Below are 26807 nucleotides of genomic sequence, written 5' to 3' on the forward strand. Positions count from 1 at the left end.
CCACACCGATACTGAATCCGTTACCCGGCGAACAGGCGGGTAACGGATTCGTGCTACTCCTCACGCTCTCCCCCGCTTTTTGTTGCTAGGCTTCCCGGATACTTACTCAACGGATTGTCTGGCATGAGATTGAACCTCCCCACCCTTCTGGCCGCCACCCTGATACTCACCGCCTGCAGCGGCGACAGCGCTATTGATGGTGTCAAGGAGATCCCCAACCGGTTCGGCAATGCCGTCAATGCCCTGGACGATTTCAGCCCTGGCAGCACCGGCGACTCCAACAACGCCCGCGGGCTGAGACCGAACGAAGTCCGGGTTACCATGGAAGTGCCGGCCAGCGTTGCCCCGCAGGGTGAACCCACACGCAGGAATCTGCGGATTGTGGTGCCCGATCGTGTCGAGGTTTACCGGACGGACTATACCCTCAGGAAAGACCTTGGCACGGTGCGTTTTTCAACTGCCACGGACGATGATGGTTACCTGATCATTGCGTTTGAGGACGGGGTCCCCATCGGGCCCGATGTTGTTATCGAAGCCTCCTATCGCGGCACCACGCTCAAAGCCCTCGCCGCCGACTCGGACCGGGATGTGAAGGTAAACCCGTTTTCCCATTACCTGGTTGTCGAGGGGCTGGGGAATTACGATGCCGTCGATTTTCAAACGGTCATGAATTGTGTCAACAGCAGCCTTTGCCTGAATAAGTATGTCTGGGGCACGGTCGCGGACCAGGTGCATGACTTCGAGATCGATATCGGCACCAATGCAAGTATTGCCAGCGCCCTCGACCGGCTGGATAACCGGGCCGACTTCAAAGCCTACGTGGCGGCCATGGCAGATTATGCCCTGCTCGGCCAGGATAATTCAGACACCGTCCGCGCCAGTTCCGCCGATTACAATTCGATCTTCCTGGGGCTGGAGCTTGGCCAGACCTTCCGGGAATCCAATGCGTTCGGTGCCGGCCAATGGGGTGTCCGTACCGCCCAGGAAGAGGCGCTCACAGCCACCGGGAGCGCCTATCTTTACCCAGCGCTCACGCTCACATCGTTTGAAGCGTTCAACATCAATGTCACCTCTTTGGCCACCGACATTCCGTACGATCGGCAAACACTCATTCACGGTCTGGACAACGGCGGCGCCCAGACTTTCTTCAACCGGAGTTCGGATCTTTGGGCGCGCAACAGCCATTCAAGCGCTCCCGGAGCCGCCACACTCACCCCACCCCGAAGCGATGCCCAGAATGCTGATGCTATCGACCCCGCCCGGTTGCTGGCGGGCCGCGCCCTGTACCAGAGTGTGACTGGCCGCGATAGCAGCAGAATCACGGGTTGGACCCGAAACCCCTATTACCTGGACGCATTCACCTCCGCGCCGGCAGAGCCGGATAGCAGCCCGGACCGCGTGCTCACCAGCTATTTCTCGGCCGGCAAAGCCATTGAGCTGCAGGAAGAGGGAGGCAAACTCAAACGCCAGGACACTTTGGAAGACCACTACCTTTCTGTGTTTGAACTCCACCTGGAGCGCAGCAGCGATTTCAGTCTGTCCACACTGGCAGAGCAACGCTATAACCTGGTGTATATCGCACCCCGATTCGGCAATGAAGATGACCCACTGGTTTTCGAAACCGGGCACGGCACCTGGGACACCCAAACCCCTGACGGCAACCGGCTGGCAGCTGAGGTGACACTCGATCAGTTTCGGGTTGTCCGGGCCAGTAATGGCCAGGTGCGAGCAGAGGCAAGTTCTGGAACCGGTGACTGGAATCTGGCTAACCGATTGTCTCGCCTGAGCCAGTCAGACCAGTATATGGGCAGGTTGACCCTCTATGAAGACCAGCCCGGCGAAGAGTTTGGAACACCGGACATGGGCCTTGGCGCCACCATCCCGGACGGCTCACTGATGGCCTTCAATCTGGATGACAGTTACCTCGGCGACGGCCTGGTGATCGCCGGCCAGCCTCCCACTGACTCACTGGTGCCGGCCCGCTACAGGCTTCAGGGGGTTATCATCGCCATGACCGATAACACCAGTCGGATGCATCAGATCCACAACGGCTTGCTGGAACTGGACGACGGAGGCGGCGCGACCATTAACGCTGCCGGCTTTGAGATTCACCACGATATCCCATCCAGTAACGTCTCTGAGCCAAGGCAAGCCGGCCTGGCATCCTCACTCGGCGTCACTGCCTCGGAAGACGGCGAGATCACCCTTAGCGGCGGCGAACTCACACTCGCGGGATTCTACACAGGAACAGGTGACCAGATATTTCTGACCTTGCGGGATAACACCGGCCCCGAGTTTCAGACCGGGTTACTGATAGCCACGGTGATCCCGGAATCGGACTAACAGAACCAATACTCAGGACGCTCTCGTATAACCTGTTATAATTTCTGCCATATCGCCTGACATACCCATAAAGACGAGAGGTTTTATGACTGCAGTTACCCGGGCGCTGATGCTGTTTGTTCCTTTGATTCTGTTTGCTACTGCTGGCGCCCTGTATGTTCCACCCGGCAGTTCTGGTGGTGGAGGTGACGATGACGAAGTGATTCTGGCATCGCTTCCCCGCCTCCCAGCCTGGGCACAGGACGACCTGCCCGACTTTTCGGTCTATCGTGATGCCACCGAACGTAAAGTCGCGTTCTTCTCGTTCCTTTACCCGCGGATTGTTCTTGCCAACTCCCGCATTCTGCTTGAGCGCGAATACCTTGAGTCGCTTGCCAGCAAAACCGAGCTCTCAAACCGGGAAGAACGATGGCTGACCGATCAGGCGCAGCGCCTGAGAGTTGACGCCCCAACAGGGAGCAATGAGCAATTTGCACTTTTAAGAAAGCGCCTGGATGTTATTCCGCCATCGCTGATTCTTGCCCAGGCGGCCAATGAATCTGCCTGGGGCACGTCTCGCTTTGCCACTGAGGGTAATAACCTGTTCGGTCAGTGGTGCTTCAGCAAAGGCTGTGGTCTTGTACCCCTGAGCCGTGTTGAAGGGGCCAGCCATGAGGTGGCCAAATTCTCCTCTCCCTATCAATCCGTTCGCTCGTATATCCAGAACCTGAACCGACACCCCACCTACCAACTGGTCAGAGACCTCCGATTGCAGAACCGCCAGGCGGAACAGCCGCTTTCCGGGCTGGCAATGGCGGAAGGCCTACTTGGCTATTCCGAACGGGGTGAGGAGTATATAAAAGAGATTCGCTCCATGATTCGCTACAACAACCTTGAGTTCTATGATCAGGAATTCAGGAATTTGTTGGGAGAGCGCACCCCCGCCAAGTTCAAACAACTGGCCTCAGCAAAGGCAGATACTGCGCTGCTTCCCGGCGCGGAAGACGCCTTGGCCAGCCCGTTTGAAGGCTGACATTAAAATCTGAACCTACAGAGATCGTGCCCATGCTCAATTTCCTGCCCGCCCCATTGAAAGGGGTTCTGGTGGTTCTGCTTATCCTGCTGAATACCATTGTTTTCCTTCCGTTCCTGCTGCTGTTCGCCATCATCAAACTGGTGATCCCGGTCACGGCCGTGCGCAAGGTCTGCACTGTGATCGTCAATGGCATCGCCTGGTACTGGATAGGCTTCAATAACACACTGGTAAAACTGTTCCACAAAGTTGAATGGGACGTTCGGGGCGCTCAGGAACTCAGCCGCAAGCACTGGTACTTCGTGACCTGTAACCACCAGAGCTGGACAGACATCCCCGCCATCCAGTACGTGCTGAATAGCAAGATCCCCTTGCTCAAGTTTTTTCTCAAGAAGCAATTGATTTGGGTACCCCTGCTGGGCGTTGCCTGGTGGGCGCTGGATTTTCCGTTCATGCATCGCCATACCAAAGAGCAGATCGCCAAACGTCCGGAACTGAAAGGCAAAGACATCGCAGCCACCCGAGCGGCTTGTGAGAAATTTCGCTACACGCCAGTGACCATCTTCAACTTTATGGAAGGCACCCGCTTTACACCAGAAAAACAGGCCCGCCAGAATTCACCCTATAAAAACCTGCTGAAACCCCGCGCCGGTGGAACGGCGTTTGTATTTGGCGCCATGGGCGAGATGATTCACACCATGCTGGATGTGACCATCGTGTACCCCAACGGCAAGCCGGGCATCTGGGACTACCTGTGCGGCAGGGTAGACAAGATCATTATCGACATTCGCACCCGGGAGGTACCAGAGCGATTTCTGGGTATGGATTATGAGGGTAACCGGGAACTGCGCGTGGACTTCCAGCGTTGGATAAGCGAGATATGGGCGGAGAAAGATGCCCGGATTGAGGAGCTGAAGGCCGGGGGCTGACTAAAGCAGCCCCAACTCCCGGGCCCGCACAATCGCCTGGGTTCTGGACTTCACTTCCAGCTTGGCATTGATTCTGCGGGCATGGGTTTTCACCGTATGCAGGGAGATGTGCAGCTTGTCTGCGATTTCCTGGTTTGACAGGCCCTTGGCAATCAACTCAAGAACACCCTGCTCCCGGTCACTGATTGGCTCCGCGAGCGCATCGGCAACCACCACCGCGCCCTCGATACCAAACAGTTCGCCCAACGCACTGGTAAAGGGACATTTCTCCAACCCTCTGAAGGTCTTTTCCATGAGGGGGCGTAGCTCCTGCATCAGTTCTGCGAAAGGACTGATAAAGTGCTCCCTGGCGGCCTCGCGAACGACGCTTTCCAACTGACGCCTGCCAGCAGGCAGCCCTTTTTCTTCTGCCAGGAGCACCGCATCCAGCAGGCCCGCATGAAGCAGAAGGCCCCAGGGTAAGGTGTCTTCGTACCGGTGATACACAGCAGAGAGATGTTCGCGGGCCCGAATCAGGTCGCCGTTCACCAGATCAATCCGCACCTGCAAACAGTCCAGCAAGCCCGGAATCATCGGGAACAGTTCAGGAACACAGCCGTCCTTACGGAAAGGTGCCAGCTTTGTCATCGCCTGAGAGGCGCTCTCAGGTTGACCACAAGCCAACCAACAGCTCGCCTTCAGCGCCTCTAGTACAGGCAGATAGACAGACTCGTCAACCTGCCAGGAATGCATGGTTCGTTCGGCACGGCCAATCCATACAAAGGCATCATCCATGCGGCCCTGAGCGCGACACATCAAAACTCTCAACGCCATAGCCAGCAGCAACCCCAGATCCCGAGTTTGCTCCGCATGCCGGGCACAGCTAACCAGCAGGCGATCAGCCTCTTTCAGACGCCCTTTATGCCAGAGCACCAGAACCAGATTCAGTTGTAACCGTGTTTCCCCAATCCGGGCGGGCCGACTGAGCTCTTGCATGGCGGTATCCAGCCCGGTTCGCAAAAGCTGTTCTGCATGGCCCAGAGCACCCTTGCCCAGCTCAATTCTGGCGTGAGCATAGACTGCCAGTGCTTCAGAACCAGAGTCGCCAGCTTCCCGAGCCAACTTTGCAGCGGTTCGATTGGCATCCCGCGCTGCCTGAAAGTACCCACCAGCGCATAACGCACTGGACCTGACAATTTGAGTCACCAGTTGCGCCTGAGTAGACAAGCCTCCGGTTGCCAGCGCCTTGTCAGCCATCTCAAGCGCAGGTGCCACAAAGCCCTCTCCACGAAGGATAAACGCTTTAAGGGCGTATATTCGAGCTTCCTGTTCTCTCAGATCTGACACACTGAACGATTCGAGCAACTCTCGCGCCTGGCGGAATTGACCACCGATTGCATGAACCCAGCTGTAGACGATTCGCAGCCTGGCACTCCGCTCCAGCAACTGGGCAGGCAGGCTTCGTCGCAGCGTCAGCAACGACGCCGTGTCTTGCCCCAACAGCAGCGCCTCGGTGCCCTCGGACGCGATGCGTATGACTTCATCATTTTCACCCGCCAGCAAGGCGTACTTGAGCGCCTCCGGAAACTGCTCCCGTTGCCCAAACCAACGGCTTGCCATCAACATACGGGTGGCATAACCGCCCATCACGGGCGCCTGTAACCAGGCTTGGAGCAATGGGTTCAAACGATACCAACGCCCCCTCCCCGGCACCTGCTTTAATGGCAATCCGCGTTCCGCCGCCGACGATGGCGGCATATCCGGCTCTGCGGTGGTGCCCTCCAGTGTCAGGAACAGCTCATCTGAACAGCTTTCGAGCTCCGCCATCACTCGCAAACTGCGAACCTGTGACTGCGCCAACGGCGCAAGCACGGTGCTCTTGATAAACCGTTCCACGGACTCGGTTTCGTGAACCGGCTTTCTTTCATCGCCACGAGCGAGCTCACGAAGGTACAGGGCCAATGGGGTTGGCCAGCCTTCCGTCAGGTTGTACAGGTGGTCGATGGCCACACTGGTAATCAGGCGTTCATCACGTGCTTGCTGAAAAAACTCGAACGTTTCCGACCGGGAGAACTCGAGGCGATCCACAGACAAGTGCTGGTAGACACCCTGCAGATCCAGCGTGTGGCTTTCAAACGGCAGGGGTAAACGTGATGCCATCACCACCGCCAGGTTGCCAGGAATGTTCGTAGCCAGTTGATGGAGTAATCCCACCACAGCCGGGTTCGTCAGATGATGAAGATTATCCAGAACCAGTACATCCCGATTGGACTCCTTCTTTCGGGCTTTGGTGACCAGAAGAACAGAAAGATGATCCTGGAAAGTACCGCCATTTGGCGCTGAGACGTCAGACAGACCAAGGGCCGTGGCCAACAGTGAGAGAAAACGAGAAGGGGCGTTGTCACCGCCGTTAAGTGTAACCCAACGAATACTGGCATCCGGCGCAGCATTGAGCGCGCTGACCAGGGAGTGGGTTTTGCCATAACCACTGGGCGCCTCCAGAAACAACAGATGCCCTGGCGACATAGCGGCCAGGATCTGCTGGTCCAGCTCTGGCCGGATTAGCCTGGAGACAGGAATTGCCGGCATCTGAAGCCTTTGCTCCAGAAGGTCTCGCACAAGCTCTCCATGCGCAAGGCCATTGTTGGCGGACTGAAATTCATCGTTGGCTGCACAGCCATCATTATAGGATTTCACGCACTGCCCCATTTAAAACCGGCTTCCTGCTATCAACAGGCCGGCGTAAAAAGAATCTTCTTTTCACGGATTATGGCTTGGCGTCCTGCATCGGGTACGCCTTTAGTATGAGTTGCTTGGAAGAAGGTTAAACCAAAGGTGGGGTGAGCTGCAAAATTTTGACGTGTAAAAAGTTTGTCAGTGGCGAATTTTTAACACCAAAAGTTCGGTTACAACCACAAAAAAACGGCGGACCAGAGGCCCGCCGTTTTCGATTACTGCTACGCCCGCCTGTTATCGGGTACCCGCACGGCGCAACGCAGCCGGCGTGTAGTCCCGCGACTGACGCTCAACGCCGAAGGTATACGGGTTGTTTTCTTCGTTAGTCAAGCCAAGCGCCAGATAGCGACCAGATAACAGGTCGTACAGCACTTCAATGGCATACCAGGGCACGTTCTGATCGTAGAACTGCATACCATGTGCTTCAGCCACACGCCACAACTCGCCACGACCGTCGTAATGATCAATGACAGACGCCTGCCAGGAGTCTTCATTCAGGTAGAAATCACGCTGGGCATACACATGACGCTCGCCGTCTTTCAGGGTGGCACGGACATGCCATACCCGGTGCAGCTCGTAGCGAGCCAGATCCTGATTGATATGGCCAGCCTTGATGATGTCGTTATAGCTCAGACCACGATCAACAAGCTTGTAAGAGTTGTAGGGGATGTACATCTCTTTCTTGCCCACCAGCTCCCAGTTGTAACGATCAGGAGCGCCGTTGAACATGTCGAAGTTATCAGAGGTACGCATGCCGTCAGCCGCGGTACCCGGGCCATCGTAAGCTACCTGCGGAGCACGGCGAACACGACGCTGACCAGCGTTGTAGATCCACGCACGGCGAGGCTCCTTCACCTGATCCAGGGTCTCGTGAACCAGCAGCACGTTACCTGCAAGACGTGCCGGAGCAGTAATCGCCTGCTTGAAATAGAACAGGACGTTATCGTCCTGACCTTCCTGGTAATCCGACAGATAGCGGTTCCAGGTCAGCTCGTCCTGAAACTTCACGACCGAGAATGCACCGTTGGCAGTGGGGGTAACCTGGCCGACGTTGCGCTGAACCGAGCCACCACGGTACCGGGTGATGTGGTTCCAGATTGCTTCCAAGCCGTTCTGGGGGATCGGAAATGGCGTTGCATTAGCGTAGTTGCCAATACCATTTCCGCCCTGAATCAGCTCGGAACGGGTAGCGTTTCTGACAGTCTCATCCATGATGTCCTGGGGATAGACAGCCGTTCGATGAGTCGGATAGACCGGCATTTTATAAGTAGGATACTGCCTGATCATGGCAACCTGGCCCGGGGACAGCTTGTCTGCGTATTGATCAACGTTGCTTTGATCAATGACAAACTTTGGCTGCTCGTTCGGGAATGGGTTTACATAAATACCATCACCCTTATAGCCTGCCGGCGGGGTGGTCATGCCACCTGTCCACTCAGGGATGTCGCCACCGTTGCCTGCGCGCTCCGCACCCATCGGTGTCAGCGTATCGCCCAGTTTGGCTGCTTCTTCAGCAGAAACCGCGCCCCAGGCCTGGCCCGCAAAGAGACTTGCAGCCAGTACGCCTGTGGCCAGTAGTTTCTTGTTCAGTTTCATTTAAATTACCTCGTTAAACGAATTCGGTCCGGTTCAGAATGAGTAAGAGACGCTAGCACTCACGAAATCACGGTCGGTCAACTCGTTATACGGCTTGCCACCGAAAAAGTTTGTGTAACCAATGTTACCGGTGATTTTGTTCTGGTAAACCGCTTCCAGAGACAGGCCGATGGCCTTGTTACCCTCGTTGAAGGCGCCGCCCGGCTGAGGCGAATAGCCCTTCACGTCGTGGCTCCACGCCAATTGCGGAGACAGGTTGATACCCGCAAAAACGTTGGGGTAATCCCACACCAGGCGCGAACGGTAGCCCCAGGAGAAGGATGTCGTGAAGCCTTCGTTGTTGCAGTAGTTGACGTTGATGTTTGCACCGTTGGCACAAAGATCCGCGCCACCCAGGGAAGCCAGGGGAAGCTCACCGATACCAAAGGTGCCGGAACGGCCGTAACGGGCCTCAGAGTAGTCCGGCAGGTCATGGACATAGGTGGCACCAAATTCCGTGATCAGAGACAAGCGGCTGGCGCCCATCACCTGGTCGAAGAACTTGATCAGCGTAAACTGTGCCTGGGACACCTTGAAGCGGTCATAGCCCTCGACTGGCTTGCCAGCCAGGTTGGCGTTATTGGATTCTGCAAGACGCTGGCGCTCCAGGCCACTCAGAACTTCGCCATTCGGCCCACGCTGCTGAAGACCACCAAAGATCAGTTCAAACGCGTTCCACTGCAGCGGCACGTTGTCCCGGAAGCTATACTCGGCCCCCAATGACCAGCCACCCGGAGTGGTGGTGTTCACACTGATACCATAAAGGTTGATATTCTCAGGGTACTCAATGAAGTAACTTGGGAAGCTGGAGTTTGGCAGGTTCGGATCGTTCTGCTGCGTGGCACTGGGCGACGCCGGGTTGTTTACAAGGCCACTTACATAAGGCAGGCGGCTGTTGTACTTGATGTAGTAGAAACCAAATTCGGAGTCATTGAGCGCTGGAACGTACCAACGGAATGCCACACCGAACTGGTCTTTGGAATCTGCTTCTTTATCGGCCAGACGCGGTGCAACAAAGCCCTGCGCCAATGCCTGAGAGTCAGGCAGCTGGCCAGCCAACAATACCGGGCCGCAACCGTCAGCGGCGAAGTCATTGGTTGAGAAGAAGGTACCACAATCGTCTGGACGAACCGGTTCCCAATCCGCTTGCACGAACGCCTCAACAGAAACCGTATCTGTCAGGCCAACAGAAACATAAAACATTTCCACTGGCAGAAGGGCGTCTTTCAATTCTGAGCCCGGGGCACGGAAGGCAGGCACGTCAATCGGGTTGATGGTATTGATACCACCCTGAATAAACGTACTTTCACCCCAGCTAACTACCTGCTTACCATAACGGGCACTGACCGGCATATTGCCGAAATACCAGTCGGTAAAAATGTACGCATCAAGAATTTCACCACCGGAAGCGTTAGCCTTGGCGCGGTCATTCAGCTCTCGCTGCTGGCCCACATCGTCAGTCGCCCGACCTTCGTCTTTTAGTTCGAAGTCATACCAGTAACGGCCACGTACAAGGCCACCCACACGAGTCAAGACATTGCTGTCTACAGCGTAATCCAGGAAGAGTTCACTGTTGCCCTTAACAATCTTTGAGTAGGTATCACCCTTGTCAAAGTTCAGGTTACCGTCATCATAGTTGTTAGTGGATGCGCCAATATTGGCAAGGGGTCCACCCGGTGCATAATCTGGCCCCAAGTTACCCTGTGCAATCAAGCGCTTATCCTGATTTTGAGTTCTCCAACCCACACCAGCTGACAACGTGGTATTGAACTGCGCTTCAACATCTCCCACATAAAAGGAAATAGCAGAGGCCGGGGCGGACACGCCGGCGGCTATGGCGACGGCAAGCGGTAACTTGGTCCAACGCTGCCACGGTTGAGTTTTTCTTGTCATTGGAAGGCTACTCCGTTGTTGTTCTGAGTCGCTGCTCGGTTGTTCTGATTTTGGTGTCTTGGCGGCTGTGCATACAGTGCCCTGATGCTTGCACTATAGCTAAGGCCTTTGAGGGCTTTGATCAGTCAAAAGTATGATTTTGCTGTCACTCTCCGTTTAGCCGTGTTTTCGCACTCCCTCACTATAGACAAGATTCGGGAGTGCAACCACTTTGACTGTATTACAGAACTTCGATGGCCATGGCGGTGGCTTCACCCCCTCCAATACACAGTGCGGCAACGCCCTTTTTCTTGCCATAGTGCTTCAGGGAGTGCATCAGCGTGACCAGCAGGCGAGAGCCGGTGGAACCGACCGGATGGCCCTGGGCGCAGGCGCCGCCGTGCACGTTCACCTTGGCCGGGTCCAGGCCAAGTTCTTTGATCGGCATCATGGCAACCATGGCGAAGGCTTCATTGATCTCGAAAAGATCAACGTCGTCTTTGGTCCAGCCGGTTTTCGCGAACAGGGTTTCAATGGCTCCCACCGGTGCGCAGGTGAACTCGCTCGGGTGCTGTGACTGGGTGCTGTGAGCTACGATACGGGCCATCGGCTTCAGGCCGCGCTTCTGAGCTTCGGACTCACGCATCAGAACCAGAGCGGAGGAGCCGTCAGAAATAGATGAAGCGTTTGCTGCGGTCACGGTACCATCTTTTGCAAATGCCGGGCGCAAGGTCGGGATTTTTTCGATGTTGGCGGCATGGGGTTGCTCGTCGTCTTCCACCACCACCTCGCCTTTGCGGGTTTTTACAGTGACGGGGATGATTTCTTCTTTCAGCAAACCTTCTTCGATGGCTTTCTTGGCACGAGTCAGGGACTGGATGGCGTACTCATCCATGTCTTCCCGGCTGTAGCCTTTCTTATCTGCCATTTCCTGGGCAAAGGAACCCATCAGGCGACCGGTTTCCGCATCTTCCAGACCGTCCAGGAACATATGATCCTGCGGCGCCTGTCCGGGCCCCATACGATAGCCCTGGCGGGCGCCAAGCAGTACGTAGGGTGCATTGGACATGCTTTCCATACCACCGGCGACCATGATGTCGTTGGTGCCTGCCTTGATCAGGTCATGGGCCAGCATGGCCGCTTTCATGCCGGAGCCGCACAGTTTGTTGATGGTGGTGGCACCGGTGCTGTCCGGCAAGCCGGCCTTACGCATGGCCTGGCGGGCCGGGCCTTGCTTGAGGCCGGCAGGCAGCACGTTGCCCATGATGACTTCCTGGATATCGGCAGGCTGCAGGCCGGCGCGCTTGACGGCTTCGGCGATGGAGATGGCGCCCAGTTCAGGGGCTGAAACCGGGGCGAGACTGCCCATAAATCCGCCCATGGGAGTGCGTACGCCGCTTACGATAACTACGTTGTCTTGGCTCATTTGTGACCTCTCTTGGTAACGGGTCTGTCCCCGTATGGGGACTGACCCTCTTTTATGGAGTTGGGTTCTAAAATGGGTCAGTCCCCTGCGGGGACAGACCCTATAACCGCTCTGATTTTTGGAGCTGGATTCCAAAATGGGTCAGTCCCCGTTCGGGGACAGACCCTATGGCTTATGGGGCGCTTCCAGGTATTCCCGGGATTGCATTTCGAGCAGGCGGGATTCGGTGCGCTCGAATTCGAAACTCAGGCGGCCGCCGGTGTAGAGTTCGGTGATGGGGGCAGCAGCCGAGATGATGACCTTGACGTTCCGGTCGTAGAACTCGTCAATCATATTGATAAAGCGACGAGCCTGGTCGTCATTGTTTTTACCCAGCTGTGGTACGTTGCTGATGATTATGGCGTGGAACTGACGCGCCATTTCGATGTAGTCGTTCTGGCTCCTCGGGCCGTCACACACGGATTTAAAATCGAACCACACCACATCATCTGCGTGGGCCTCGGCCGGAATTTTGCGGCCGTTGATTTCCATGGTTTTACTGTGCTTACCCGCCTCAACAGCAAGGGCATCAAAGCTGGTGCGCAGGCTGACATCGGCCTGGTCGTCCAGCGGGCAATGGTAAAGTTCAGCCTGTTCAAGGGTTCTCAACCGGTAATCCACGCCGCCGTCGACGTTCACCACGTCGGTATGTTTCTTCACCAGCTCTATAGCGGGGAGGAAACGGGCCCGTTGCAAGCCATCCTTGTAGAGGCCGTCTGGCACGATATTCGATGTGCATACCAGGGTAACACCGCGGCCAAACAGGCCATCCATCAGCGTGGCGAGAATCATTGCATCGCCGATATCGGAGACGAAGAACTCATCGAAACAGATAACACGGGTTTCATCGGCAAACTTTTTGGCCACCCTGTCCAGCGGATTTTTCTCGCCCTTAAGCTGCTTAAGCTCGTTGTGAACCCGCTGCATGAAGCGATGAAAATGCACCCGCATCTTGCGGTCAAACGGCAACGCCTCGTAGAAAGTGTCCATCAGATAGGTCTTGCCGCGGCCCACACCACCCCAGAAATAGAGCCCCTTGACTGGATCTTCTTTACCTTTCTTCAATTTACGGCGCAGTTTTGCCAGACCTTTGTGGCGTTCACTTTCGGCATCCACCAGTTTGTCGTACAGTGCCTGAAGGCGACGGACGGCATCTTCCTGGGCCGGGTCTTTGTGAAAGTCCGGGCGTTCAAGGTCCTTTTGGTAACGCTCCCAAGGGCTCAGGTTCGCGACGGTTTCAGAAGACATGGCTGCTGTCATCAGGGTTTCCCGGGATTGTAATGGTGTTGGATTTTCGGCGCGGTATTGTCGCTTATTTCGCACTTTTTCGCCACGCCGGACGGGTGCTAGTGTCTCGTCTGGCTAATTCCTTAGCCAGACGAGACACTAGAGCAATACGACGATTCGCTCAGTGCCTGGCCATGGGCTCAATCAGTCAGGGGAGTTATACTCTTTGAATGAGGATTAGCTCACTCGCATGCAACGAAAGGACGTTTTTATATGACAAACCTGATTCTGGCGGCGGTAGCCGCGTTGGTGGTTGGCATTGTCATCGGGATTCTGGTGGGCCGTTCAGGCCAGGGAGCAACGCTCCGGCAGCGCCGGGCGGAGCAGCAAATTGAAGAATTGCGCAGTGAGTTTACTCGCTATCAGGCACAGGTGAATGAGCATTTCATGGAATCTGCGCATCTGCTGCGCCGGTTTAATGATGCTTATCGCGATGTAAATCAGCATATGGCGCGCGGCGCAAACCGGCTTTGTAATGATGAAGACTGGCTGGAAGAGCTGGGACAGGATGGCTCGGGTCGGCTGGAGCACGGCAGCGATGAAAACTCAGAGCCGCCACGGGATTATGCGCCGAAGGCTGATCCTGAGGACAAAGGCACACTGGCCGAGGATTATGGCCTGAATGCGGATGGTACCAAGCGGTCTGCTTGAACTCCTGGTTCCAGCGCCAGCCGGGCGTTTTGGCTTGGAGCCTTACCTTAAATAGCCTTGTGGCTCTGGGCATGGCCAGTCAGGGGGTAGGGCTTCCAAAAACCGCTCCTTCGGCACATCCATGTGGCGCTTCTGCTCCGCCATCCATGGCTCCGCACATTTTTGGAAGCCCTACCCCCTGACTGACCAACCTGACTTCACCGAGACCTCCCACGACCCACGAAATCAGATAGCCTCGGAACATTTGTGAGGGTTTCCGACGAGAACCAACCAATACTCTATACCGGGTTATCACAATCGACGAACTGGTGCCTCACACCACACTCTTTGGCCAACGCCTCTCCCAGCGCTTGCACACCGTAGCGTTCTGTGGCGTGGTGGCCCGCTGCAAAGTAATGGACTCCACACTCTCTGGCAGTGTGAGTGGTAGGCTCGGAAATTTCTCCGCTGATGTAAGCATCAACCCCTGCGTTCAACGCGACATTTATAAACCCTTGAGCTGCGCCGGTGCACCAGGCTACGGTTTTGATTTTCTCTGGGCCGTCCCCCACATGAAGGGGCTGCCGGTGAAGGGCTCTGGCGATGTGGAGACCAAACGTTTCCGGAGTCATTGGTTCAGAAAGCTCGCCCTGCCAAACCAGTCCGCCGATCGGCGTGGGGTTCTGAATATTCAGGACATTGGCGAGTTGGCGGTTATTGCCGTATTCAGGGTGGTCATCGAGCGGCAAGTGGTAGGCCACCAGGTTGATGTCGTTATCCAGCAGCTGCTTGATGCGGTTCTTTTTCATGCCGCGGATGGTCTGATCTTCACCTTTCCAGAAGTAGCCGTGGTGAACCAGAATCATATCGGCGTTTTGTTTCACCGCTTCGTCGATCAACGCCTGCGATGCTGTCACTCCGGAGACGATGGTTGCTACGTTTTCATTACCCTCTACTTGCAGGCCGTTCGGGGCGTAGTCCTGAAAGTTCTCCGGCTGTAGCCATTCATCAATCTTCTTCAGGATGTCTATACGGGTTGCCATAATATTGAACCTCCATGATTCGGAGTTTTCGGTATCGGCGCTTCAGGCCTTATTGCAAAGCTAGGGGCCGGAGGGGCTTTCCAAAAAACGCCTCGAGACATCCATGTGCGGCTTGGGCTCCGCCATCCATGGCTCCGCACATTTTTGAAAGCCCCTCCGGCCCCTCGCTCCAGACTTTATGCGCGCCGATTCCTCGTTCAGCCCCGGTGAAAGCCTAGAGGAAATCCAGCCCCTTGATCAAAGAATTGTTTTGTTCAGCGGTGCCAATAGTAATTCGCAGGAAGTCGCTAATACGCGGCTTGTTGAAGTGACGAACGATAATACCTTGCTCTCTGAGCTTGGAGGCGATATCGGCACCTTCGTGACTCGGGTGACGGGCGAAGACGAAATTTGCCTTGGATGGCAGCACTTCAAAGCCAAGATTCTCCAGCTCAGCCGTTACCCGCTCACGTTCTTCAATCACACCACCACAGCATTTCTCAAACCACTCATGGTCCTCGAACGCCGCGATCGCGCCGACCAACGCCAGACGATCGAGCGGGTAGGAGTTAAAGCTGTCTTTTACCCGATTCAAGGCTTCAATCAGTTCTTCATTACCTACCGCAAACCCTACCCGAAGACCAGCCAGAGAGCGGGCCTTGGACAAGGTTTGGCTGACTAACAGATTCGGATACTGGTTAACCAGTGAAATAGCCGTCTGCCCACCGAAGTCTACATAGGCTTCGTCTACCACCACCACGCTGTCCGGATTCGCCGTCAGGATTTCTTCCACATGCTCCAGCCCCAAATAACGACCAGTCGGAGCATTCGGGTTCGGGAAGATGATGCCGCCGTTCGGGCGCTTGTAATCGTCCGAGTTGATTTCGAAGCTGTCAGTCAATGGGATGACGTCGCTTTCGATCTGATACAGACCGCAGTACACCGGATAGAAGCTGTAGGTGATATCCGGGAACAGGATCGGTTTGTCGTGTTTGAGCAAGCCCTGGAAGATATGCGCCAGAACCTCGTCTGAACCGTTACCCACGAACACCTGCCTGACGGAAATACCGTAATCCGCGTGATAGGCAGCAATCGCTTCTTTCAACGCCTGCCCTTCCGGGTCCGGGTACAAGCGAAGGTTGTCATTCAGCTCAGACTGAATGGCGGCAATCACCTTCGGGGAGGGCCCGAAGGGATTTTCGTTGGTGTTCAGCTTGACCAGGTTGGCCATTTTCGGCTGTTCACCCGGCACATACGGCTGCAATTCGCTGACCAGCGCGCTCCAGAACTTACTCATTGGCAGGGTTCTCTTTAATGCGATATTCGGCAGAGCGGGCGTGAGCAGTCAGACCCTCACCCCTTGCCAGCACAGAGGCGACCCGCCCCATCCGGTCGGCACCCTTGGGGCTGAAGCCGATCAGGGAAGAGCGTTTCTGGAAATCGTAAACGCCCAGCGGCGAACTGAACCTTGCCGTGCCGCTGGTAGGCAGAACGTGGTTCGGGCCGGCACAGTAGTCACCAAGGGCTTCGGCGGTGTAACGGCCCATGAAAATGGCACCGGCGTGGCGAATGTCTTCCAACATCGCCTGCGGATCTTCCACCGACAGTTCCAGGTGTTCCGGAGCAATCCGATTGGAGACTTCCGCCGCTTCCTTCAAATCGGCCACGTGAATCAGCGCACCACGGCCAATCATGGACGTACGGATAATCTCCTCCCGCTCCATGGTCGGCAGCAGCTTGTTGATACTGGCTTCCACCGCATCCAGGAACGCCGCATCCGGGCTGATCAGAATACTCTGGGCCTGCTCGTCGTGCTCGGCCTGGGAGAACAAATCCATCGCGATCCAGTCCGGGTCGGTCTTGCCATCGCAGATCACCAGAATCTCGGACGGGCCGGCAATCATATCGATACCCACAACCCCGAACACTTCCCGCTTGGCCGTGGCCACAAAAATATTCCCCGGGCCCACAATCTTGTCCACTGCCGGCACAGTCTCTGTACCGTAGGCCAGCGCAGCCACAGCTTGCGCACCGCCAAGCGTAAACACCCGGTCAACCCCGGCAATCGCGGCCGCCGCAAGCACCATGTCGTTCACCACGCCATCCGGCGTCGGCACCACCATGATCAACTCACCGACACCCGCCACCTTCGCCGGAATGGCATTCATCAGCACCGAAGACGGATACGCCGCCTTACCGCCGGGCACATAAAGCCCCGCCCGATCCAGCGGCGTCACCTTCTGCCCCAGAATCGTCCCGTCCTCGTCTTCATACTGCCAGGACTTCTGATCCTGCCGCTCATGATAATCCCGAACCCGCTCAGCCGCCTTCTCCAAAGCCACCCGCTGGTCCTGCGGAATCCGCTCCAACGCTTCCTGAAGACGGCTCTTGTCCATCTCCAGCTCGGCCATGGAGCCGACCTTCAACCGGTCAAACTGCTCGGTAAACTCCAGAACCGCCGCATCGCCGCGGGTTTTCACCTCACGCAGGATATGCCGAACCGACTCATTCACCTGATGGTCAACACTGTCATCCCACGCCAACAGCTTGGCCAGCGCATCGTCAAAGTCGCTTTGGGTTGCAGTCAGTCTGGTGATTCTGTCGTTCATCTCGTTAATCCTGCGTTGGATTGAAAACTTACAACCGCTGAATTACCCGCCAGCGAATCGGGGAAAGCTCAACGAAACTCTGGGGCTTCGAAACTCAAAAGTATGCGGAAGACCACAGGGAAGGCCTTCCAAAACTGTGCGGAGCCATGGATGGCGGAGCCCAAGCGTCACATGGACGTGCCGAAGGAGCGTGTTTTGGAAGGCCTTCCCTGTGGGCTGACATACTCCCAAGCAAAAAAGGAAGCCTTACTCCGAACCCGAGCCCCGACGGCGATCCACCGCAACCGCCATCTTCTCTATGATGGGATTAATCTGCCCATGCTTCATCTTCATAGAAGCCCGATTAACCACCAACCGCGAACTGATATGATCAATCAGCTCCCGAGGCTCCAGCCCATTGGCCTTCAGCGTATTGCCCGTATCCACAATATCGACAATCTCATCCGCCAGATCCAGAATCGGCGCCAGCTCCATTGCCCCATAGAGCTTGATAATATCCGCCTGCCGCCCCTGTGCCGCATAATACCTCCGCGCAAGATTTACGAACTTGGTGGCCACCCGGATTCGCCCGGCCGGCGGCTGCTCACCCTTCTTGCCCGCAGTCATCAGCTTGCAGCGGGAAATGTTCAGATCCAGCGGCTCATACAGGCCTTCCCCGCCGTGCTCCATCAGCACATCCTTGCCCGTGACTCCAAGATCGGCCCCGCCATACTGCACATAAGTGGGCACATCGGTGGCACGGATAATCAGAATCCGCACGTTCGGGTCTGTGGTCGGGAACACCAGCTTGCGGGACTTCTTCACGTCGTCGACCAGCTCAATACCGGCCTCCGCCAGCAGCGGCAAGGTCTCTTCGAGAATTCGTCCCTTCGACAAGGCGATGGTGATGGAATCTGTCATGGGTCTTTTCGGGTCCCGTTGGTTCATTATGCCGGCAAACGGCGAATACTTGCGCCCAGCAGCTGCAGTTTTTCCTCAATACATTCATAGCCACGGTCTATGTGGTAAATGCGGTCTACGATGGTGTCGCCATCAGCCACCAGGCCTGCGATAACCAGACTGGCCGAGGCTCGCAGATCCGTGGCCATAACCGGCGCGCCCGTCAGATGCCCCACACCTTTAATGATGGCGGCGTTACCTTCCAGACTGATATCCGCACCCATGCGAATCAGCTCCTGCAGGTGCATAAAGCGGTTTTCAAAGACCGTCTCTACAATGGTTCCCGTGCCCTCGGCGACGGCGTTCATCGCCGCAAACTGGGCTTGCATATCCGTCGGAAAGGCGGGGTATGGCGCCGTTCGCAGGTTAACCGCCTTCGGGCGCTTACCCTTCATATCCAGCTCAATCCAGTCCGGCCCGGTGGTGATGTGGGCGCCAGCTTCTTCCAGCTTCAGTAATACCGCCTCAAGCAGGTCTTCGCGGGTATCTTTAACCTTCACCCGGCCACCCGTGGCGGCCGCAGCCACCAGATAGGTACCGGTTTCAATGCGATCCGGCAGCACGTTGTAGTGGCAACCGTGCAGTCGCTCTACGCCATTGATCTCGATCGTGGCGGTGCCATGGCCCTTGATGTCAGCGCCCATGGCAATCAGGCACTCGGCCAGGTCAACCACTTCCGGTTCACGGGCGGCGTTTTCAAGGATGGTTTTACCCTCAGCCAGGGTTGCAGCCATCAGCAGGTTTTCGGTGCCGGTTACCGTCACCGTATCCATAAAGATATGGGCACCTTTCAGACGGCCGTTGGTCTTGGCCTTGATGTAACCATTCTCAACCTTGATATCCGCGCCCATCAGTTCCAGGCCGTGGATGTGCAGGTTGACCGGGCGGGTACCGATGGCACAACCGCCAGGCAGGGAAACTTCTGCCTCACCAAAATGCGCCACCAGCGGGCCCAGCACCAGAATAGAGGCGCGCATGGTTTTCACCAGCTCATAGGGCGCATGAAAATGCTTGATGGTGTTGGCGTGAACCTCAACACTCATCTTCTCGTCTATCAGCAGCTCGACACCCATCCGGCCAAGCAGTTCGATCATCGTTGTGATGTCGTTCAGGTGCGGCAGGTTGCCAACGGTCACCGGCTCATCCGCCAGCAGGGTGGCTGCCAGAATCGGCAGCGCCGCGTTCTTGGCACCGGAGATGCGAATCTCGCCATCCAGAGGCTTGCGCCCCCTGATCAGAAGTTTATCCACAATATCTGTCCTGTTCGGTTCAGGCGTTGGCCTGCCGCTCGGCCCACTCGCTCGGGGTGTAGGCCTTCGGGTGAAGGGCGTGAATGGTGCCGTCCATGATGTGCTGGAACAGTACCTTGTTAATCATTTGCTGCCGTTTGATGGTTGGCAGGCCTTCGAATACCTCACCCACCGCGACCACGAGGTAATGGTTGCCATCAACCTGCACCTGCACCTCGCAATCGGGCAGTGCTTGTTTTACTAGATCGGTAACCTGGGCGGCGTCCATAGGGATTCCTCGGCTGTATTGAAATCAGGGGCGGAATTGTAACCAATTCCCGGGCGCCGGTCAGCTGTGTGAGGCAAATCCGGGAATCTGATCTTTAAGATTGCTGAGCGCAGCCAGCGACAATAGGCGGTCGCTGGCGCCTTCAAAGGTAAGGGATACTTGCCGACTGAGCGCCAGCCGATGCCAGCAAAGGAGCATAGAGAGCACCACGCTGTGGGCGGTGCCCAGCCCGGCAAGGTCGACCGTAAGCGAGCTCTGGGCGCCGTTGATTAGCTGTTCACCCTGTTTGCGCAACGGAATCACCGAATCGGCATCAACCGATCCGGTTACCCGCAAAGTAACGCCATCCAAAATGACCGCAGGCGCGTCACTGGTCATGACTGGTCAATTTCCTCGTCCAGGTTCAGCGATTCCACCGCGTCGCTCCAACCATCGATGACCAGTTGAATCTGGCCCCGATTAGCCTCCATTTCCTGGGCAAAACGGTCGCGGAAAGCCAGGCCGATATTGATACCCTCAACGATGACGTTTTCCATCATCCACCGACCTTCGGCATTGCGGTACATGGAATAAGTGACGGGATAGCGATTACCGGAGGAGGTGACGACTTCCATCTGCACGGTTGCGCGATCGTTGTTCTGGGCCATGATGGACGCCTCTTTCACCTGGATAGTGAAATCATCGGCCGACACCAACGCCTGGGCATAACTGTCAAACAGGCTGCGCTTGAACTTCTCGACAAAGTCATCGCGCTGCTCTGGCGTCGACTGCCGGGCGTAGCGGCCCATTACCCGAGCCGCAATGCGACGGAAATCCACAAACTGGTCAAGGGTTTCATCCATGCTCGCGTAAAAGGCTTCCGGGTCAGATGCGTAGAGCCCCTTCTCCGCCTGAAGCTTTTTTACCAACTTCTGGGTATTGTCATCCACATACTGCCTAAGCTCTTCTTCCGGCCCTGCCCAGGCCTGGCCAAGCCCTACTGCAAACAGGGCAAATATCAGTATAAGGCGTTGTTTCAAAACAAGCATTGCAGTCTCCTGTGCGTTTATTCCCATTGCCTCAACGGCCCGAGGCGAAATTGCTGATCATCCGTTCCAGATTCATGGCAGATTGGGTGGAATAGAAAGTATCGCCTTCTTTTAAAGACTCAAGATCCCCACCAATGGAGATATCAATGTACTGCTCCCCCAGAATTCCGGATGTACGTATTACTGCTGCACTGTCCGCCGGGATGTTATCCACGTCTTTGTGGATAGACATGGTCACCCTGGCCTGAAAGGTTTCCCGGTCCAGAGTGATCGACTCAATGGTGCCTACCGTCACACCCGCCATGGATATCCGGCCCCGGGGCGCCAGCCCACCGATATCGTTAAAGTTTGCGTGGAGCTTGTAGGTAGCGCCAGCGGCCTTGGGGGACAGGCCACTGACCTGCAACGCCAGGAACAGCAAGGCTGCCAGCCCGGCGATAATAAACAGACCGACGATGATTTCTGTTGTTCGTTGTGCCATGAGAGGCTCCCGGAATACCTGTTAGAAATTTCCAAACATGACAGCGGTCAGCACGAAATCCAGACCCAGTACCGCCAAAGATGAATACACCACAGTTTTGGTAGTGGCCGAACTGATCCCTGCTGAGGTGGGCACACAGTCATAACCCTGGTACACCGCAATCCAGGCGCAGACAAAACCGAACACCACGCTCTTGATCAGCCCGTTGAGAACGTCATCTACAAAGTCCACTGAGGCCTGCATATTGCCCCAATATGAGCCTTCGTATACACCTAACCATTCAACACCCACCAACATGCCACCCCAGACGCCAACCACCGCGAATATCATGGCCAGAATAGGCAGTGAAATAAAACCCGCCCACAACCTTGGGGCGATCACCCGGCGCAACGGGTCGACCCCCATCATTTCCATACTGGAGAGCTGCTCGGTCGCTTTCATCAAACCGATTTCGGCGGTTAACGCAGAACCAGCACGGCCAGCAAACAACAATGCCGCCACCACTGGCGCCAGTTCACGCACCAGGGTCAATGCGATCATCTGGCCGATGGCCGCCTCCGAACCAAAATCGCTGAGAATGGTGTACCCCTGAAGACCAAGCACCATGCCGATAAACAAACCCGACACCACCACAATGGCCAGCGACAGCACACCGACTGCATATAACTGCTTTACCAGGAGCGGAAAACCTACAGAGGGCTTGGGTACGCCCCCGACAACGCCCGCCAGAAACTGACAGGCCCGCCCCAGCGACGCAATAACATCAAGACCCGTTCGCCCCAGGGCCGCTATGCGATCCATCATGCGCCACCCCCGAAGATACCGAAATCAGATGCTGCATCGCTGGTCGGATAATGGAACGGTACCGGGCCATCGGGCTGGCCTTTGAGGAACTGTTGAACCCGCTCGGAGGGGTGCGCCCTGAGTTCATCCGGAGTTCCCTCACCAATGACCTTGCCATCCGCAATAATGCACGCGTAGTGACATATACTCAGGGATTCCGGCACGTCATGGGAAACGAGCACACTGGTCAGACCCATGGAGCTGTTCAGATCGCGAATCAATTTGACCAGAACCCCCATGGCAATAGGGTCCTGTCCGGCGAAAGGCTCATCGTACATGATCAGCTCCGGATCCAGCGCGATACTGCGGGCCAGCGCCACCCGACGAGTCATCCCGCCGGACAGCTCAGAGGGCATCAATTTGCGGGCGCCACGCAGGCCCACCGCCTCGAGCTTCATCAGCACGATATCCCGTATCATGTCTTCCGGCAGGCGGGTATGAACCCGTAAAGGAAAGGCAACGTTCTCGTACACGCTGAGATCGGTGAACAGGGCGCCGCTCTGGAACAACATGCCCATCTTTTCCCGCAGCACGTACAATTCCTTGCGCTTGAGCTTTGGCACCTCACGGCCTGCCACCACCACCTGACCGGAGTCGGGACGCAGCTGGCCGCCAATCAGTCGCAACAGCGTGGTCTTACCGGTGCCACTGGGACCCATGATCGCGGTGATCCGCCCCTTCGGAATATCCAGCGAGACACCATCGAATATGCGCCGGCCGGAGCGGGAAAACACCACGTCGTTAAGGCTTATGTATGCAGATGACGCCATAATCCATCCTGATTAAAGAGCGCCTACATTATGACATGCGCCGCTTCAGCTCAATGAAAAGCCGGTTAAAGCTACGTAAAATGTCTTGATGGCAATGATCAGTTTCCCTGAACGTTGGCTGCCACGCGTCTGAACAATGATATACTCACGGCTCAGTCGCCCGATCACCGACGTTTGGCCGGGCAAACCAGACCGACCGAGCAGACTATCCGCCGAGATGACAGATTCACACGCTCCAGACACCCCCGACTACCGCTCCTCAGCAGTGCGAGCCATCCGCATCGAGCGGGAAGCTATCGAAGCCCTGGAAGGCCGTATCAACGGCGACTTCACCAGAGCCTGCGACGTTATCATGGCCTGCAAAGGCCGGGTAGTGGTAACCGGCATGGGTAAATCCGGCCATATCGGCAACAAGATTGCAGCGACATTGGCCAGCACCGGCACACCCTCCTTTTTTGTTCACCCGGGTGAAGCCAGCCACGGCGATATGGGCATGATCACCCCGCAAGATGTGGTGATTGCCATCTCCAACAGTGGCAGCACCAGCGAAGTGGTGACCATTCTGCCGCTGATCAAACGCATGGGGGCACCGTTGATCAGTATGACCGGCAACCCGAACTCTGTGCTGGCTCAGGAAGCGGTCGCCAATCTGGATGTCAGCGTTGCCCTTGAGGCCTGCCCGCTTGGCCTGGCACCCACATCCAGCACCACAGCGACCCTGGTCATGGGCGATGCGTTGGCCGTAGCCCTGCTGGAAGCCCGCGGCTTCAGTGCCGAAGACTTTGCCTTCTCTCACCCGGGCGGCAGTCTGGGGCGGCGCTTGCTGCTGCGGGTTTCTGACATCATGCATACCGGCGACCAGATTCCCAAAGTTCTTGAAAATACCACCCTCAGCGGCGCCCTGCTGGAGATCAGCCGTAAAGGGCTGGGCATGACCACCATCGTCGACGCCCAGGGGCATCTGACCGGCATCTTTACCGATGGCGACCTGCGCCGGACCCTGGACAAATCCGTCGACGTTCACACCACCCCGATCCGGGACGTCATGACCCGCCACGGCAAAACCATTCAGGCTGACCACCTGGCGGCCGAGGCACTGAACATCATGGAAGAGATGAAGATCAATGCCCTACCCGTCACCGACGACGACGGCAACCTGGTTGGCGCCATCAACATGCATGACCTGCTGCGTGCGGGGGTGATTTAATGAGTGACTTCGCACCGCCTATGCACACCGGCTGGAACGACACGCTCAAGGCAAAAGCCGCCAGAATTCGCCTGATCGCCCTGGACGTGGACGGCATCATGAGCGATGGCCGGTTGTATTTCAGCGCTGCCGGCGACGAGCTCAAAGCGTTCAATATACTGGATGGTCTGGGCCTGAAGCAGTTGATGAAGGCCGGAATTACCGTGGCAGTCATTACCGGGCGCCGGTCACCACTGACAGAGAAACGGATAACCGACCTCGGCATCCCGCACCTGATGCAGGGCCGGGAAGACAAAAAAGTTGCGTTACAGGAACTGGTTGCAGGCATGGATATCGCTCCGGACCAGATTGCCTATATGGGCGATGATCTGCCAGATCTGCCCGCCCTGACATTCGCCGGCCTGGGCATCAGTGTACCCAACGGCTACTGGCTGGTGCGTCAGCAAGCCGACTATTGCACCCAGGCCCCGGGAGGGCATGGCGCCGTGCGTGAAGCATGTGACCTGATACTCTGGGCGCAGAACCGGCTGGACGCTACTCTGGCCCCCTATCTGGGCAAGCCGTCATGATCCCGGGGGCCCTGTCGGACATCGTTCGCAAACCCTGGGTTCGAACCCTGGCGCTGGCAGCCACGGTTCTCGCCACCGTCTTCCTGATGTGGCAGAACGAGGAAGGTGACAGTGTGCGGGGCGATGCCGCAGAACTCAGGGGCCCGTCGGAACCCGACAGTTTTATCATCGAGGGCCGCTACACAACCTGGGACGAACACGGCAACCTGAAGATGTCGATATCCAGCCCCCGAATTGAGCAGTTTGAAGACACCAACTACGCCACCATGAATGCCCCAAGAGCCAGGATTTTCAGCGAACAGGCCACCCCACCATGGATAATCGAAGCGGATGAAGGTAGCCTCCGGCAAGACGATGATCAGGTGACCTTGACGGGCAACGTTGTCGTACTCCGGCAAACCGGCGACTCTGAAGCCACTCTGAAAACCGAATCACTGACCCTGGATAACCGCCAGGGCACGGTATACACCGATCAACCGGTCACCATTACCGAACCGTTCGGCGTTACCCAGGCCAATGGCATGAAAGCCTGGGTAAACGAACGCATACTGGAACTCAACTCCCGGGTGGAAGGGCAATATGAAACCATCAGGTAAGCGCACACACCGACTGCCGGTCATGCTGGCCGCACTGATGCTGGCCAGCCCGGCAACCGCGTTTGATCTGGATTCCGACACCCCCATCAAGGTCAGCGCTGATTCCGCCCGCCTGGACGATACCGAAGGGACCGCCATCTACACCGGTGACGTTGAACTGGTCCAGGGGGCCACCCAGCTGAACGCAGAGCGGGTGGTGCTGTACCGAAGCCCCGAAGGTCTCAGCCGGATTGAGGCGAACGGCGAACCCGCCCGATATCGCCAGCCGGCACGGGAAGGTGAAGCCATGACAGACGCCCGGGCGCGGACCATCACCTGGTCAGCGGCGGAAAACCGGCTGACGTTCGAGCGCCAGGCAGTGATTGAGCAAGGCAACAATGTGTTCCGGGGCGACGTCATCCAATACGACACCGTGCGCAGGGTGGTCACGGCAGAAGGCGGCACGCCTTCGGAAGAAAGCTCTGGCCGGGTGGAAATGGTGATTCAGCCTCGCGGCTCCAGCAACCTCACAGACGAATAGGTTACTGATGGCAGTTCTCAGGGCCAGCAACCTGGCAAAAAGCTACAAACAGAAAAAAGTGGTTCTGGATGTGTCTCTGGAAATCCGGTCCGGAGAAATCGTAGGCCTGCTCGGCCCCAACGGAGCAGGGAAAACTACCTGTTTTTACATGATTGTCGGGCTTGTACCCTCCGACCGCGGCCGAATCACCATTGACAGCCAGGACATCACGCCCCTGCCCATGCATGGCCGGGCACGCAAAGGCATCGGCTACCTGCCCCAGGAAGCCTCGGTATTCCGCAAACTAACCGTGCGCGACAACATCATGGCCATTCTGGAAACCCGAAAAGGCATGAAACGGCCGGAGCGGGAAGCCAAACTTGAGGAACTGCTCGAGGAATTTCACATCACCCATATCCGGGACAGCCTGGGTATGGCGTTGTCCGGTGGTGAACGGCGGCGCGTCGAAATCGCCAGAGCGCTGGCCATGGAACCTGCGTTTATTCTGCTGGATGAGCCCTTCGCCGGGGTAGACCCGATTTCAGTCAGTGACATCAAGCACATCATTCGGCATTTGCGGGACAAGGGCATTGGCGTGCTGATCACCGATCACAACGTGCGGGAAACCCTCGATATTTGTGAAAACGCCTACATTGTCTCCGGCGGCCATATCATCGCCTCCGGCAATGCGGAAGCCATCCTGGCCAACCAGCAGGTCAAGGAAGTCTACCTGGGTGATGAGTTCCACCTGTGAGCGGAAGAAAACCCCTCGACGACCGAGGTCTGATTGTTTTGATGATCTGTAGCAAGTAAACTCGGCAAAGAACTTGCTTATACT

Annotated in this window: 25 protein-coding genes; 9 read left to right on the top strand and 16 right to left on the bottom strand. The window is 56.6% G+C overall.

The features are described 5' to 3' along the window. Positions 1 to 123 precede the first annotated feature (123 nt). The 3 genes from RVM24_RS10085 to RVM24_RS10095 all read left to right on the top strand — a co-directional run bounded on the left by RVM24_RS10085 (position 124) and on the right by RVM24_RS10095 (position 4284). Complete coding sequence (locus RVM24_RS10085) at positions 124 to 2343, top strand: hypothetical protein (RefSeq protein ID WP_342630814.1); 2220 nt, start codon at positions 124 to 126, stop codon at positions 2341 to 2343. A gap of 85 nt (positions 2344 to 2428) precedes the next feature. Continuing rightward, positions 2429 to 3355, top strand: coding sequence for a glucosaminidase domain-containing protein (locus tag RVM24_RS10090; protein ID WP_342630815.1), 927 nt, complete (start codon positions 2429 to 2431; stop codon positions 3353 to 3355). A 32-nt stretch (positions 3356 to 3387) separates the two neighbouring features. Then, positions 3388 to 4284: an acyltransferase gene (locus RVM24_RS10095; protein WP_342630816.1), complete on the top strand. Its 897-nt coding sequence runs from the start codon at positions 3388 to 3390 to the stop codon at positions 4282 to 4284. Here the strand turns inward: RVM24_RS10095 and RVM24_RS10100 are convergent, their stop codons facing one another. From RVM24_RS10100 to zapE, 5 genes are all read right to left on the bottom strand, one after another. Beyond that, positions 4285 to 6960: a helix-turn-helix transcriptional regulator gene (locus RVM24_RS10100; RefSeq protein ID WP_342630817.1), complete on the bottom strand. Its 2676-nt coding sequence runs from the start codon at positions 6958 to 6960 to the stop codon at positions 4285 to 4287. Between the two features lie 273 nt (positions 6961 to 7233). Beyond that, complete coding sequence (locus tag RVM24_RS10105) at positions 7234 to 8595, bottom strand: DUF1329 domain-containing protein (RefSeq protein WP_342630818.1); 1362 nt, start codon at positions 8593 to 8595, stop codon at positions 7234 to 7236. 33 nt (positions 8596 to 8628) lie between these two features. After that, positions 8629 to 10527, bottom strand: coding sequence for a DUF1302 domain-containing protein (locus tag RVM24_RS10110; RefSeq protein WP_286250929.1), 1899 nt, complete (start codon positions 10525 to 10527; stop codon positions 8629 to 8631). 220 nt (positions 10528 to 10747) lie between these two features. Continuing rightward, positions 10748 to 11932 (bottom strand): thiolase family protein, encoded by a 1185-nt coding sequence (locus tag RVM24_RS10115; RefSeq protein WP_061331515.1) that lies wholly within the window; start codon positions 11930 to 11932, stop codon positions 10748 to 10750. A gap of 165 nt (positions 11933 to 12097) precedes the next feature. Next, a complete protein-coding gene (zapE, locus tag RVM24_RS10120; protein WP_286255699.1) occupies positions 12098 to 13195 on the bottom strand; it encodes a cell division protein ZapE in 1098 nt (365 codons plus the stop codon). Between the two features lie 276 nt (positions 13196 to 13471). Between zapE and RVM24_RS10125 the strand changes: the two genes are divergently transcribed. Beyond that, positions 13472 to 13909 carry a YhcB family protein gene (locus RVM24_RS10125; protein ID WP_058092005.1) on the top strand — a complete coding sequence of 146 codons (438 nt, stop codon included), beginning with the start codon at positions 13472 to 13474 and terminating at the stop codon, positions 13907 to 13909. A gap of 278 nt (positions 13910 to 14187) precedes the next feature. On the opposite strand, the gene RVM24_RS10130 is transcribed toward RVM24_RS10125, so the two are convergent. The 11 genes from RVM24_RS10130 to RVM24_RS10180 form a co-directional block, all read right to left on the bottom strand. Further along, complete coding sequence (locus RVM24_RS10130) at positions 14188 to 14931, bottom strand: Nif3-like dinuclear metal center hexameric protein (protein WP_431475363.1); 744 nt, start codon at positions 14929 to 14931, stop codon at positions 14188 to 14190. A gap of 214 nt (positions 14932 to 15145) precedes the next feature. Further along, on the bottom strand, positions 15146 to 16207 hold the full coding sequence (gene hisC / locus RVM24_RS10135; protein ID WP_431475364.1) for a histidinol-phosphate transaminase: 1062 nt from the start codon (positions 16205 to 16207) through the stop codon (positions 15146 to 15148). Next, positions 16200 to 17519 (bottom strand): histidinol dehydrogenase, encoded by a 1320-nt coding sequence (gene hisD, locus RVM24_RS10140; RefSeq protein WP_286922207.1) that lies wholly within the window; start codon positions 17517 to 17519, stop codon positions 16200 to 16202. Before hisD ends, hisC begins: the two co-directional genes overlap by 8 nt. A 246-nt stretch (positions 17520 to 17765) precedes the next feature. Then, positions 17766 to 18419 carry an ATP phosphoribosyltransferase gene (gene hisG, locus RVM24_RS10145; RefSeq protein ID WP_138437228.1) on the bottom strand — a complete coding sequence of 218 codons (654 nt, stop codon included), beginning with the start codon at positions 18417 to 18419 and terminating at the stop codon, positions 17766 to 17768. Between the two features lie 26 nt (positions 18420 to 18445). After that, complete coding sequence (gene murA / locus RVM24_RS10150; protein ID WP_106695024.1) at positions 18446 to 19708, bottom strand: UDP-N-acetylglucosamine 1-carboxyvinyltransferase; 1263 nt, start codon at positions 19706 to 19708, stop codon at positions 18446 to 18448. A gap of 19 nt (positions 19709 to 19727) precedes the next feature. Then, positions 19728 to 19976 (bottom strand): BolA family protein, encoded by a 249-nt coding sequence (locus RVM24_RS10155; RefSeq protein WP_061331522.1) that lies wholly within the window; start codon positions 19974 to 19976, stop codon positions 19728 to 19730. A 60-nt stretch (positions 19977 to 20036) separates the two neighbouring features. Continuing rightward, positions 20037 to 20354, bottom strand: a complete 318-nt coding sequence (locus RVM24_RS10160) for an STAS domain-containing protein (RefSeq protein WP_286250945.1) — start codon at positions 20352 to 20354, stop codon at positions 20037 to 20039. Next, entirely contained in the window at positions 20351 to 21004 is a 654-nt protein-coding gene (locus RVM24_RS10165) for an MlaC/ttg2D family ABC transporter substrate-binding protein (RefSeq protein WP_061331524.1), read from the bottom strand. Before RVM24_RS10165 ends, RVM24_RS10160 begins: the two co-directional genes overlap by 4 nt. A gap of 31 nt (positions 21005 to 21035) precedes the next feature. Further along, the gene (gene mlaD / locus RVM24_RS10170; RefSeq protein WP_061331525.1) at positions 21036 to 21485 is read right to left on the bottom strand and encodes an outer membrane lipid asymmetry maintenance protein MlaD; all 450 of its coding nucleotides are present in this window, start codon (positions 21483 to 21485) and stop codon (positions 21036 to 21038) included. A gap of 21 nt (positions 21486 to 21506) precedes the next feature. Continuing rightward, positions 21507 to 22289, bottom strand: a complete 783-nt coding sequence (mlaE, locus tag RVM24_RS10175; protein WP_058092015.1) for a lipid asymmetry maintenance ABC transporter permease subunit MlaE — start codon at positions 22287 to 22289, stop codon at positions 21507 to 21509. Then, positions 22286 to 23098 (bottom strand): ABC transporter ATP-binding protein, encoded by an 813-nt coding sequence (locus RVM24_RS10180; RefSeq protein WP_230713041.1) that lies wholly within the window; start codon positions 23096 to 23098, stop codon positions 22286 to 22288. Before RVM24_RS10180 ends, mlaE begins: the two co-directional genes overlap by 4 nt. A 217-nt stretch (positions 23099 to 23315) precedes the next feature. Here RVM24_RS10180 and RVM24_RS10185 point away from each other — a divergent pair, with 217 nt between their 5' ends. The 5 genes from RVM24_RS10185 to lptB are packed head-to-tail and all read left to right on the top strand — an operon-like array spanning position 23316 to position 26723. Next, the gene (locus tag RVM24_RS10185; RefSeq protein WP_230713042.1) at positions 23316 to 24305 is read left to right on the top strand and encodes a KpsF/GutQ family sugar-phosphate isomerase; all 990 of its coding nucleotides are present in this window, start codon (positions 23316 to 23318) and stop codon (positions 24303 to 24305) included. After that, positions 24305 to 24874, top strand: a complete 570-nt coding sequence (locus tag RVM24_RS10190; protein WP_286922208.1) for a KdsC family phosphatase — start codon at positions 24305 to 24307, stop codon at positions 24872 to 24874. The genes RVM24_RS10185 and RVM24_RS10190 overlap by 1 nt, the downstream gene beginning before the upstream one ends. Then, positions 24871 to 25470, top strand: coding sequence for an LPS export ABC transporter periplasmic protein LptC (gene lptC / locus RVM24_RS10195; RefSeq protein ID WP_286250959.1), 600 nt, complete (start codon positions 24871 to 24873; stop codon positions 25468 to 25470). The genes RVM24_RS10190 and lptC overlap by 4 nt, the downstream gene beginning before the upstream one ends. Continuing rightward, positions 25454 to 25990 carry a lipopolysaccharide transport periplasmic protein LptA gene (lptA, locus tag RVM24_RS10200; protein ID WP_286922209.1) on the top strand — a complete coding sequence of 179 codons (537 nt, stop codon included), beginning with the start codon at positions 25454 to 25456 and terminating at the stop codon, positions 25988 to 25990. Before lptC ends, lptA begins: the two co-directional genes overlap by 17 nt. Before the next feature lie 7 nt (positions 25991 to 25997). After that, positions 25998 to 26723, top strand: a complete 726-nt coding sequence (lptB, locus tag RVM24_RS10205; protein WP_058092020.1) for an LPS export ABC transporter ATP-binding protein — start codon at positions 25998 to 26000, stop codon at positions 26721 to 26723. The last annotated feature ends 84 nt before the right edge of the window (positions 26724 to 26807 follow it).

Origin of the sequence: Marinobacter sp. KM021 (genome assembly GCF_050707965.1) — a bacterium.
GTDB classification, from domain to species: Bacteria; Pseudomonadota; Gammaproteobacteria; order Pseudomonadales; family Oleiphilaceae; genus Marinobacter; species Marinobacter shengliensis.